Origin of the sequence: Stenotrophomonas maltophilia (assembly GCF_013464485.1) — a bacterium.
GTDB lineage: Bacteria > Pseudomonadota > Gammaproteobacteria > Xanthomonadales > Xanthomonadaceae > Stenotrophomonas > Stenotrophomonas maltophilia_AW.
In genome coordinates this window covers 1-11252 of sequence record NZ_RAUX01000035.1, presented here as the reverse complement: position 1 = coordinate 11252, position 11252 = coordinate 1, and the positions used below count along the sequence as shown (strand labels likewise).

The following is an 11252-nucleotide window of genomic DNA, read 5'->3' as shown; positions in this document are numbered from 1 at the left end:
GACGCCGACAACGTCACTCCACCGCCGCCGACCGATGCGGCGCCTGCGCCCACGCCGGCGGCACCGGCTGCCGCGCCGAAGTACCTCAAGCCCAGCGCGCGCAGCGTGGTGGTGATGGTGGTGGTGGCCTTGCTGGGCATTGCGCTGATCCTGCGCGCCTGGCACCTGTGGCCGTTCACCAGCAGCGTGATGGTGACCGACAACGCCTATGTGCGCGGGCAGATCACGGTGATGGCGCCACAGGTGAACGGTTACGTGACCGAAGTGCTGGTGAAGGACTTCCAGCACGTGAGGGAGGGCGAGCCGCTGCTGCGCATCGATGACCGCATCTACACGCAGCGTGTCGCCCAGGCGCAGGCGACGCTGGACAGCGCACGTGCGGCACTGGCCAACTCGGACCAGTCGCAGGCGCAGAACCGTGCGCAAATCGCCTCCGCACACGCCACATTGTCGGCCGGCCAGGCCGAGCTGCAACGCTCGCGCAACGAGCTGAAGCGCTACGAGGAACTGGCCGCGCAGCAACTGGTGTCGGTCAACGACCGCGACAAGTTCCGCACCACCCAGGCCTCGGCACGGGCCAGCGTGCAGCAGTCGCAGGCGCAGATCCGCATCGCTGAGGAAACGCTGGTGTCGACTCAGGTGGCGCGCAAGAGCCTGGAGGCCCAGGTGGAAAGCGCGCAGGCGCAGCTGGAGCTGGCGCGCATCGATCTGGCCAATACGGTGATCCACGCACCGCGCGACGGCCAGATCAGCGAAGCCAGCGTGCGCGTGGGCCAGTACGTCGCCGCCGGTTCGCAGCTGCTGTTCTTGGTGCCTGAAACGCTATGGGTGGTGGCCAACTACAAGGAAGGCCAGACCTGGGGCATGGCGATCGGTCAGCCGGCCACGTTCTCGGTGGACGCGTTCCAGGGCCAGGTGCTGCGCGGCCGCGTGCAGGAGATCGCACCCGCCACAGGTTCGGAGTTCAGCGTGCTGCGCCCGGACAACGCCAGCGGCAACTTCACCAAGGTGGTGCAGCGGCTGCCGGTGCGGATATCGATCAATGAAGGCCAGCAGCTGGCCGCGCAGCTGCGGCCCGGCATGTCAGTGATCGTGCGGGTGGATACGCGGTCCAAGCCGATGGACTAGGGTGCAGGCTGCTGACTGCCTTCACCCCATTGATCCGCTACCGTTACGGATCTGGATCAGGATCACTGGAAGACGATGAAATTCACGACACTGGCCAGGCGGGCGGCCAAGGACACGCTGGAAGCGGAAGATCTGATCGCCTTCGTACAGGAGCACGGCGCCGAAGGTGGCGAGGAGATTGAGCGGCTGCGGATACTGCACGGTTGGCCGGATGATGGCCTGCTGGGCGATGGTAGCCGGGTCGTACCGTTCGGCGGCTGGGCCAAGGCCTGCACCGCCTGGGGACGCCAGGGCGTGGAAGGCCTGCGCGATATGCTGGGGGACCCCCAGCTGGCAGTGTTCGCGCTCGGCACACTGGCCGATGTGAGTGGCCCCGCCGCCATTGCCGTCCTGCTGGACTTTGCCGAACGCGCTGACTGGTCGCGTGCGGGCACACCGCGTGATCTGCCCTGCCAGGCGCTTTACTGCCTCAATACTGCGCTTTCGGGGAAGACCGGCGTTGAGGTTACACCCGGCATGCAGGCGTCGATGCTGCGTATCGCCAAGCTCATCTGGGACGCCAGGGTGCCCAATGTGCATTTCCTGGCGCAGGCACTGTATTTCGTGCGCCGTGCCGACCCGGTACCAGCGCTCGCCTGGGTCGAGCAGTTGCGGGTGGACGACCCTGTGCTGGTCGACGCACAGCGCAGCGTCCTGAAGCGTCTGAAAGAGCACGCCGCCCGGGACTGAGCGAGCGGCCCAGTCCGGGTACGCGCCGCGACTCAGCCCGCGCAGCGCGCGCAGAGGCCGTGCACTTCCAGGGTCTGCGCCTGCGGCTGGAAGCCCAGCTCCTTGGCGCGCTTCTCCAGCTGGGTGACGATCTCGCGGTCTTCCAGCTCCACAGCACTGTGGCAGCTGTTGCAGATCAGGAACGGCACCGAGTGCGCGGCACTGCTGGGATGGTGGCAGGCCACGAAGGCATTGACCGATTCCAGCTTGTGCACGAAGCCATTCGCCATGAGGAAGTCCAGCGCGCGGTACACGGTGGGCGGGGCATCGGCGCCCACGCCCTTGCCGTTGCGCACCCATTCCAGCAGCTCGTAGGCCTTGACCGGCTTGCCGGCCTCGGCGATCAACTTCAGCACGTTGGCGCGGATCGGGGTCAGGCGCAGCCCGCGTTCGCGCGAGACGCGCTCGACCACCGCCACGAAATCCGATGCGTCGTGGACGTGGTGGTGCGGGGCGGTACAGGCAGTGGCGGTCTTGGCGGGCATGCGTGTTCTCCGGTTCGGGCCTGGCAAGGATGCCTCAGGCCGTTGCTACCTTGGTGATGGCCACATCAATGCGTTTCAAGGCCTGCTCGCGGCCGGCCAGGTAAACGGTATGGGAAATGTCAGGACTGACCTGGGTGCCGGTGATGGCCACGCGCAGCGGCTGGGCCACCTTGCCCATGCCGATTTCCAACGCTGCGGCCGCGTCGTGCAGGGCCACGCCCACCGATTCGGCGGTCCACTCCGGCAGCGCCGCCAGCAGTTCGCGGGCCTTGCCCAGCGCCACCTCGGCACCGGCCTTGAAGTGCTTGGCCACCGCCGCTTCGTCGTACTCGGTCAGCGGCTGGTACCAGACCATGGCCTTCTCGGCCATTTCCTTCAGGGTCTGCACGCGTTCACGCAGGGCGATCACCACGTCCTCCGGGGCGGGGCCGGCGGCCACGTCCAGGCCCAGCTTCTGCAGCTGGTAGACCAGGTGCGGCACGATCGCGGCCACGTTCTCGGTCTTCAGGAAGTGCTGGTTGACCCAGCCCAGCTTGGCCATGTCCAGGCGCGAGGCCTTGGAATTGCAGTCCTTCACGTCGAACAGGTCGATCAGCTCCTGGCGGCTGAACAGCTCCTGGTCACCGTGCGACCAGCCCAGGCGGGCCAGGTAGCTCAGCAGCGCATCGGGCAGGTAGCCGGCGTCCTTGTACTGCATCACGTCGGCCGCGCCGGTGCGCTTGGACAGCTTGGCGCCCTGCTCGTCCAGGATCATCGGCATGTGGCCGAACTTCGGCACCGGCGCGCCGATGCCTTCGTACAGGTTGATCTGGCGCGGGGTGTTGTTGATGTGGTCGTCGCCGCGGATGACCTCGGTGATGCCCATGTCCCAGTCGTCCACCACCACCGCGAAGTTGTAGGTGGGGTAGCCGTCCGGGCGGAAGATGACCATGTCATCCAGCTCGCTGTTGGCGATCTCGATACGGCCCTTGATCAGGTCGTCGAACACCACCGTGCCTTCCAGCGGGTTCTTGAAGCGGATGACGCGGTTCGGGTCATCCCTGCGCGGCAGGCCCAGCTCGCGCGCAGCACCGTTGTAGCGCGGCTTTTCCTGCCTGGCCATGGCGGCCTCGCGCATCGCGTCCAGCTCTTCGCGGGTCTCGTATGCGTAATACGCCTTGCCGTCGGCCACCAGCTGTTCGGCCACTTCCAGGTAACGGGCGACGCGGTCGGTCTGGTAGATCGGGCCTTCGTCATAGTCCAGGCCCAGCCACTCCATCGCCTCCAGGATCGCGTCGATCGCGCCTTGGGTGCTGCGTTCACGGTCGGTGTCCTCGATACGCAGCACGAACTCGCCGCCACGGTGGCGGGCCTCCAGCCAGCAGTACAGCGCAGTGCGGGCACCACCGATGTGCAGGTAGCCGGTGGGACTGGGGGCGAAGCGGGTGCGGCAGGTCATGGACGGCTCGAGGAACGGGAATCCCCCGATTTTACCAGCCCGCCGCCCCCGACGGAAAAAGGGGACGGAGGGGATTAAGTCGCGATTGCCCAGCCGCTGGGCCTGCAACCGGGAAACGGAGGGGAGAAACGACTTAATCCCCTCCGTCCCCTTTTACGGTTCTACCTTGCGCGGGAAGGACTGCTCGCGCATTGCGGCGTTGTAGGCGAACGAGGCGACGATGGCTGCGGCCTGCTTCAGGTCTTCCGGTTCGGCGTGGTCCCAGGTGTCCAGGTGACTGTGGTGGACGTTGGTGAAGTAGTCCAGCCGGTCCTGGATGAACTGGAAGCCCGGCAGGCCGATGCGGTCGAAGCTGATGTGGTCGGTGCTGCCGGTGTTGCGGGTGGCCACGGTGGTGGCGCCGACGTCATGGAACGGGGCCAGCCAGGCTTCGAAGATCGGCATCGCCGCCAGGTTTTCCTGTGCATAGATGCCACGGAAGCGGCCAGAGCCGTTGTCCATGTTGAAGTAGACCTGGAACTTGCCGTAGTCGCGGGTCTTCTGCAGCGCGCCGGTCGGCTCGCGCAGCGAGGCCGGCAGCGCCTTCTGCGCCGGGTCGGTGGGTTCCGGGAAACGGCCGAAGTGCTTGGCCACATAGGCCTGCGAGCCGATCAGGCCCTGCTCCTCGCCGCTCCACAGCGCCACCCGGATGGTGCGCTTGGGCTTGGCGCCGGTGGCCTTGAGGATGCGCATCGCTTCCATCATCACCGCCACGCCGGCCGCGTTGTCGGCCGCACCGGTACCACTGTGCCAGGAATCCAGGTGCGCGCCGATCATCACCACTTCATCGGGCCTGCTGCTGCCACGGATCTCGGCCAGCGTGTTGTAACCCGGCTGGTCGGCCTCGTCGGTGAAGCGCGCGGCCACATCCACGCGCAGGCGCACGGTCTGCTTGGCCTCCAGCGCGCGCACCAGCGGATTGAAGTGTTCGCTGATCATCGCCAGTTCGGGGATGCCCACCGATTCACCGGCCTTGCGCGAGCCGCCACCGGCAACGCGGATGATGCCGTTGTCCCAGCTGCTGATGCTGATCGAGGCCAGCGCGCCTTCTTCCACGAAGAACGCATTGACCTTGGTCGCCAGCTGCTGGCGTTCCTGGTATTCCTTGACCCGCTTCGCACGCTCGGCGGTGGCGTCCTTGTCCTTGGGCAGGGTGAACTCCTGCAGGCCCTCCAGCGAGGTGGCGTCGTGGCGGTGCGAATCCGCCTCGGTGCCGCGCTTGTACTCGCGCGCCTCGCCCAGCAGCAGGATCTTGCCGCGCAGCTTGCCGCGGTACTTCTCGATGTCCTCGGGCTTCTTGATCTCGACCTGCACCAGTTCGCCTTCAACCGGTCCCTTGGTGCCCGGCGTCCACGCCTTCGGCAGTGCATGCAGCGGCTGTACACGGTCCCCCAGCATCTCCACGCTGGCCGAGGTGAACTCCCAGCCGCGCCCGAAGTCGTCGAAGGCTTCGTCGTGGACGTTGTCCAGCTTCCATTCGTTGAACTTGCCGCGGGTCCAGGCATTGGCGCGGCCCATCGCCGGCGAGTTGGTCAGTCGCGGGCCGATGCGTTCGGTGAGGTAGCTGAAGGTGTCCATCACCTGCGAACGGTGGAAGGCCTCCTGGCGGATGCGGCTGACCATGTCCAGGTCCACCGGCTCGCGCTGCTGCGCGCCTGCATTGCCACCCATCGCCAGCGCTGCGGCCAGCATGCCCCACTTCAACACATCGCACCCCTGCCCTTCGGCTCGATCATCAACCCATCGAGTCTAGCCAGCAGGGGCGCGCCGATACCGTCCCATCGGTCATGGACAGCGACAGTAGATCCACACCAGGCGTGGATGAACAACCGAATCATCCACTCCATCCCAGCCACAACTGCTCCCGCTCGGGCAGCAGCAGCAACCAGTGCCGCCGGTCGATGCTGCTGCAGCCGTACACCGCCGCGTGTGCCGGCCAGCCATCCGGAAGGCCGCCGATACCGATCTCGGCCAGCGCCTCCGCCCCGGCCTTCCATGGCCGGTAGCGCGGCACCCGGCCTGCCACCGCGCCGCGTCCCTGTCGCGCGCCCTGCAGCCAGCGCAATCCCTGCCCCCGCAATCCCTCGCAGGTCACCGCCGCCAGCTGGAAGCGGACCAGGCCGGGGGCGATCCGTGCCCCCGGCAGGGCCGCCAGCACGCCATGTGCCTGCAGCAGTGCATCCACTTCCAGCAGGGCCGGAATCCCCTGCCGTGCCCGTTGCCGCAATCCCTGGCGCCAGCCCATGGTGCGCTCCTTACTTCAGGTCCGCGCCCAGCGCGTACCAGTCAACCCGGCGGGTCACCCACATCGCCAGCGCCAGAATCACGAACAGCAGCAGCGATCCCATCAACAGCGCGTTGTTTTCCGACACCAGCAGGCCGTACAGCGCGCCATACAGCACGGTCAGCAGCGCGGCGAAGCCGAGGCCACGCTTCCAGTGGCCCAGCACGTTGGCCAGATACACCGCCTGCAGGCCGATACAGGCCACCGCCGACACCAGGTAGGCCTTCCAGAATGCGATGTGCTCGGAAAGGCTGATCAGCAGCAGGAAGAAGATCGCCAGTGCCAGGCCCACCATCAGGTACTGCAGCGGATGGATGCGCAACGACTTGATCAGCTCGAACAGGATGAAGCCGACGAAGGTGAGCAGTACGAACAGCACGCCATACTTGGAAGCACGATCGGCCTGGGTGTAGGCATCGACCGGATCGACCAGCGACACGGTCACCGCCTGCGACTCGACCGCACCGTCATTGCGCAGCTGGCGCTGTGCGTCGGAGGCCAGCGAAGACACCGCCCAACGTGCGTCGAAGCCCTGCGCATCAACGCGGCGCTCGTTGGGCAGGAACGCGCCGCTGAACGACGGGTGCGGCCAGCTGGAACGCAGCGCGATATGCGTGTCATCGCCCACCGGCACCACCGACAGCATGCGGCTGCCGTCCAGGCGCAGTTCCAGCTCCACGGTACTGGCAGCCAGCGTGCCGCCATGGTCTTCGGCAAATCCAGCCACCGGTGCATGCAGGCCACGGCCGACCTCGCTGGCAGCGCCAACTCCGGGCAGCAACCGCAACTGCTTGCCATCCACGCGCAGATTCGGCGTGCCCACCAGGCCACGCACATCGGAAATGCCCAGCGCCACGTAGGGCTGCCCATATGTCCGCCCCGCCTTCATCGGATAATCGTCCGCAGCGAAGGTCGCCTTGAGCTGGCCGTTCCAGCTGTACACCGGTACCTTGAACAGGCCGACCTCACGCTGGCTCGGCAGCATCTCACCACCCACCTCCAGCGACGCCGGCATCTGCAGCCAATGTCCCTCGGTCACCTGCACCTCGGTCTTCTTGACGCCCAGCGGGTCGACCAGTTCAACCTGCTTGCGCTCCACCCACGGCACCACCCGCACCGGCCCGACCAGCTGCTGTGCACCGGCGCGGCTGTCGGCCACCCGCGAGAAGGCCTCGTCGCGGTACGCACTGCGTTCGTTGATGACCCCCCGGATCATCGTCAGCGGTATCAGCAGCAGCAGGATCAGCCCGCCGACAATGGCGAACCGCAGCAGCATCTTCAGGGATTTCATGGTCCATCCTCGTTGGAGAGGGCTGCAGGATGGACTGCTGCAGTGAGCAGGGTTTGTGGCGAATTTGAAGCGAGTGTGAAGTCAGCGACGCGGACGCTGGCCCGGTGTACCCAGCGGCAGCCACAGGCTGGCCACGGTACCGCCACCGTCGCGGGCATCGACGCTGGCGCGACCATCATGCAGGCGCGCCACCTCCTGCACGAATGGCAGGCCCAGGCCCGAACTACGCCGGCCGTTGCCGGGGCGGGCCAGCGAATAGAAGCGTTCGAACACCCGTTCGCGTGCGTAGTCGGGAATGCCGGCACCGCGGTCGGCCACCTGCAGGCGCACGCCCTGCCCGCCCACTTCGGCCTGCAACGCGATCTCTGCGCCGGCCGGAGAGAACGCAATCGCGTTGTCGATCAGGTTGTGCAGCGCCTGCCGTAGCAGGTAGCCGTCGCCCTGCACCTGCAGGTCGGGCACGCTACCGATACGGACCTGCACGCCCGCCGCCTGTGCGCGTACCTGCGCGGCCGCGGCCGCATCGGCCAACAAGGTTGGCAGCGCGATCGGATCACGGGTCTGCAGCCAGCCATGCTGTTCCACTTCGGCCAGCGCCAGCAGCTTGTCGATGGTCTCGGTCAGCCGCTCCTGCTGGTCGACGATGCTGCGTGCGAAATGCATGCGATCGACTTCCGGCAGCGGCTCCTGCAGCAGCTCGGCAGCACCGCGGATCGCCGCCAATGGACTCTTCATTTCATGCGTCAGTGACTGCACGTACTGCTCGACGTAGGCCTTGCCCTCCAGCTTGCGGCGCATGGTTTCCAGCGCCTGGCCCAGATCGCCGATCTCGTCGCGGCGACGGCGCGGCGGTGGCACCGGTTCGCCGGCGCTGACCGCACGCGCATAGCGGCTGAGCTGGCCCAGGCCCGTGGTCAGCCACATCGTCACCAGCACACCGACCAGCGCCGACAAGCCGATCAGCCAGGCGCCGCGCTCGATGATGGCGCGCTGGCTGGCGGCGATGAACGGATCGATGCTGCGGTTCGGCTGGGCCAGGCTGAGCACGCCGATGAGCGTGCGTCCATCGGCCGGGTCGTACACCGGCGCGGCCACGTGCATCACCGTATCGCCTTCCTCGCCCGGTGTTTCCGGACTGGAGCGGGCGCCGTACTCGCCGCGCAGCGTGCGGTACACATCATTCCAGCGCGAATTGTCGCGCCCCAGGTCGCGCCCCAGCGAGTCGTAGATGACGATGCCGTTGGCATCGGTGATGGTCACCCGGTAATCCAGCGAGCGCTTGGGGAAACGCCAGACCATCGCCTTCAGGTCGCGCTGCCGCGCCTTGGCCAGATTGCGGGTGAAGCTGCCGCTGCGGATGGTGCCGGCCTTGACGTCGGCGGCGGCCATCTCGGCCAGCACGTTGGCCGCATCGACCAGGGTCGATTCCATCGCCTGGCGCACACCGGGCTTCACCTCGTTGACGAACACGCGCATCACGAAGAACGCGGCGATGCCGGTGATCAGGAAGAAGCCGAGGAACAGCTTCAGCACCAGGCGCATCGGCTAGACCTCCAGCGCGTAGCCGAGGCCACGGTGGGTGCGGATCGGGTCGTCGCTGGCACCGGCCGCGCGCAGCTTGGCGCGCAACGTCTTTACATGGGTGTCGACGGTGCGGTCGGCACTGTCGGCACTGCTGTCCCAGCCCCGGTCCATCAGCTGAGCGCGGCTGAGGATGGCACCCGGGCGCTGCAGCAGCGCTTCCAGCAGTGCGTACTCATAGCGGGTCAGGTCCAGCGCATGGCCGCGGAAGCGGATGCGCCGGCCCTCGCGGTCAATGGCGAACGCGCCATGCTCCTGCCAGCCCGCATCGGCGCTGGGCGCTGCGACGACCGGCGCCGCACGGCGCAGGCGCGCACGCACCCTTGCCACCAGTTCGCGCGGCGAGAACGGCTTGGTCATGTAGTCGTCGGCGCCCAGTTCCAGGCCGAGCACGCGGTCCACTTCGTCGTTGCGGGCGGTCAGGAAGATCACCGGCAGCTGGGCCGCCGGTCCGGGCTGTGCGCGCAGCCGCCGGCACACCTCGAAGCCGCCCAGGTCGGGCAGGCCCACGTCCAGCACCACCACGTCGATATCGCCGGCCTGCAGCCGCTGCAGGGCTTCGCCGCCCAGCAGGCAGTGGCTGGCGGCATAGCCCTCGCTGCGCAGGGCATACAGCACGGTTTCGGCGATGGCGGCTTCGTCCTCGACCACCAGGACATGGGCAACAGGGGCTGTCATGGCGCGCAGCATAGCCGCTGCGGCCGTCGCCCCGTACACTGCCGCCCATGAACTATCGCCATGCCTTCCATGCCGGCAACCACGCCGATGTGCTCAAGCACATCGTGCAGCTGGCCCTGATCGACAGCTTCAAGCGCAAGGACAGCCCGTTCTTCGTGCTCGACACCCACGGCGGCGCCGGCCGCTACCTGCTGGCCAGCGAAGAGAGCCGCAAGACCCTCGAGGCTGAATCCGGGATCATGCGGCTGATGGCCCAGCCCAAGCTGCCGGAGGTGGTCGAGCGCTATCTGAAGGCGGTACAGGCCGACAACCCGGTGGGCGCGCTGACCAATTATCCGGGCTCGCCGCTGTTGAGCGCGCAGGCGATGCGCCCCCAGGACCGCATGGCGGTCTGTGAGCTGCAGGACGCCGAAACAGCCACGCTGAAGGCCTTGTTCGCCCATGACAGCCGTGTCGGCGTGCATCCGGGCGATGGCTATGCCCTGCTGCGCTCGCTGCTGCCGCCGAAGTTCAACGGCAGCAAGATCGGCCGTGGCCTGGTGCTGATCGACCCGCCCTACGAGGCCCAGGATGCCGAATACCAGGCCGTCCTGGCCGCGCTGGCCGAGACCCTGGCACGCTGGCCGCAGGCCACGTGTGCCGTCTGGTTCCCGATCAAGCAGCGCCGCACCATCCTGCACTTCCTGCGCAAGGCCACCGCCCTGCCGGTGAAATCGGCGATGACGATCGAGTTCCTGGTGCGCCCGGACGACTCACCGCTGCGCCTCAACGGCAGCGGCATGCTGCTGCTCAACCCGCCCTGGCAGTTCGACCGGGTGGTCGGCCCAGCCCTGCCGGCGCTGCGCCAGCACCTGGGCGAACCCGGTGCCAGCACCCGCCTGGATTGGCTCAAAGCACCCGAATAACGGCCTTCACGAGGCTGTACCGCCGTGAGCCTTTCGTTCACGGAATGCAGCCCCGGTGATGCCACAATCGATGGACCACCAAGGAATCACCCGGTATGGCCACTCGCAACCGCATGCCGCCCTGGCATGAGATCTTCAAGGCTCCCAGCGGCCACGAGCTGCTGATCCGCCCCATCCGCCCGGAAGATGGCGCACCGCTGCAAGCGGCGTTCAGCCTGTTCGGGCCGGAAGAAATCCGTGATCGTTTCCTGCAGGCGGTGACCGAGCTGTCGCCGGAAACCACTCAGCGCCTGACCCATCCCAATCCCAAGACCGAGATCACCCTGGTCGCTGCCGAATCCCTGCCTGCTGGCGAAGCGGTGGTCGGCGCGGTCGCCCGGGCCTCGATCATCCCCGGTACCCGTGAAGCCGAGTACGCGATCCTGATCAGCCGCTTCCTGATCGGCCAGGGCCTGGGCCGGCAGCTGATGCGCAAGCTGGTGAAGTGGGGTCGCGGCAAGTACCTGGACCGCCTCTACGGCGACGTGGCCGCCGAGAACGAGCCGATGAAGCAGCTGGCCGCCTCGCTGGGCTTCAAGCCGGTGCCGCACCCGACCGGCGCCGAAGGCCTGGTGCGGATGGTGCTGGAGCTGGACAACTGACGGTCGTGGCGGCC

At 67.3% G+C, this 11252-nt stretch carries 11 protein-coding genes; 4 read left to right on the top strand and 7 right to left on the bottom strand.

Features of this window, described 5'->3' with window-relative positions; translation table 11 throughout:
* A partial coding sequence (locus D7Y61_RS16220) for an HlyD family secretion protein (RefSeq protein ID WP_180867747.1) occupies positions 1 to 1128 on the top strand: 1128 nt, incomplete at its 5' end.
* Between the two features lie 75 nt (positions 1129 to 1203).
* On the top strand, positions 1204 to 1857 hold the full coding sequence (locus tag D7Y61_RS16215; RefSeq protein WP_180867745.1) for a hypothetical protein: 654 nt from the start codon (positions 1204 to 1206) through the stop codon (positions 1855 to 1857).
* 32 nt (positions 1858 to 1889) lie between these two features.
* On the opposite strand, the gene D7Y61_RS16210 is transcribed toward D7Y61_RS16215, so the two are convergent.
* From D7Y61_RS16210 to creB, 7 genes are all read right to left on the bottom strand, one after another.
* Positions 1890 to 2381: a Fur family transcriptional regulator gene (locus D7Y61_RS16210; RefSeq protein ID WP_004150412.1), complete on the bottom strand. Its 492-nt coding sequence runs from the start codon at positions 2379 to 2381 to the stop codon at positions 1890 to 1892.
* 34 nt (positions 2382 to 2415) lie between these two features.
* A complete protein-coding gene (gltX, locus tag D7Y61_RS16205; protein WP_180867743.1) occupies positions 2416 to 3819 on the bottom strand; it encodes a glutamate--tRNA ligase in 1404 nt (467 codons plus the stop codon).
* A 153-nt stretch (positions 3820 to 3972) separates the two neighbouring features.
* Positions 3973 to 5550: a M20/M25/M40 family metallo-hydrolase gene (locus D7Y61_RS16200; protein WP_121503870.1), complete on the bottom strand. Its 1578-nt coding sequence runs from the start codon at positions 5548 to 5550 to the stop codon at positions 3973 to 3975.
* Between the two features lie 142 nt (positions 5551 to 5692).
* Positions 5693 to 6103, bottom strand: a complete 411-nt coding sequence (locus D7Y61_RS16195; protein WP_180867741.1) for a hypothetical protein — start codon at positions 6101 to 6103, stop codon at positions 5693 to 5695.
* 10 nt (positions 6104 to 6113) lie between these two features.
* On the bottom strand, positions 6114 to 7433 hold the full coding sequence (gene creD, locus D7Y61_RS16190) for a cell envelope integrity protein CreD (RefSeq protein ID WP_180867739.1): 1320 nt from the start codon (positions 7431 to 7433) through the stop codon (positions 6114 to 6116).
* Between the two features lie 81 nt (positions 7434 to 7514).
* Positions 7515 to 8975: a two-component system sensor histidine kinase CreC gene (gene creC / locus D7Y61_RS16185; protein WP_180867737.1), complete on the bottom strand. Its 1461-nt coding sequence runs from the start codon at positions 8973 to 8975 to the stop codon at positions 7515 to 7517.
* A gap of 3 nt (positions 8976 to 8978) precedes the next feature.
* Positions 8979 to 9704, bottom strand: coding sequence for a two-component system response regulator CreB (gene creB, locus D7Y61_RS16180; RefSeq protein ID WP_180867735.1), 726 nt, complete (start codon positions 9702 to 9704; stop codon positions 8979 to 8981).
* Positions 9705 to 9739: 35 nt separating this feature from the next.
* Between creB and D7Y61_RS16175 the strand changes: the two genes are divergently transcribed.
* Together D7Y61_RS16175 and D7Y61_RS16170 are read left to right on the top strand one after the other, a co-directional pair.
* A complete protein-coding gene (locus D7Y61_RS16175; RefSeq protein WP_180867734.1) occupies positions 9740 to 10597 on the top strand; it encodes a 23S rRNA (adenine(2030)-N(6))-methyltransferase RlmJ in 858 nt (285 codons plus the stop codon).
* A 95-nt stretch (positions 10598 to 10692) separates the two neighbouring features.
* A complete protein-coding gene (locus tag D7Y61_RS16170) occupies positions 10693 to 11238 on the top strand; it encodes a GNAT family N-acetyltransferase (protein WP_004150340.1) in 546 nt (181 codons plus the stop codon).
* Positions 11239 to 11252 lie beyond the last annotated feature (14 nt).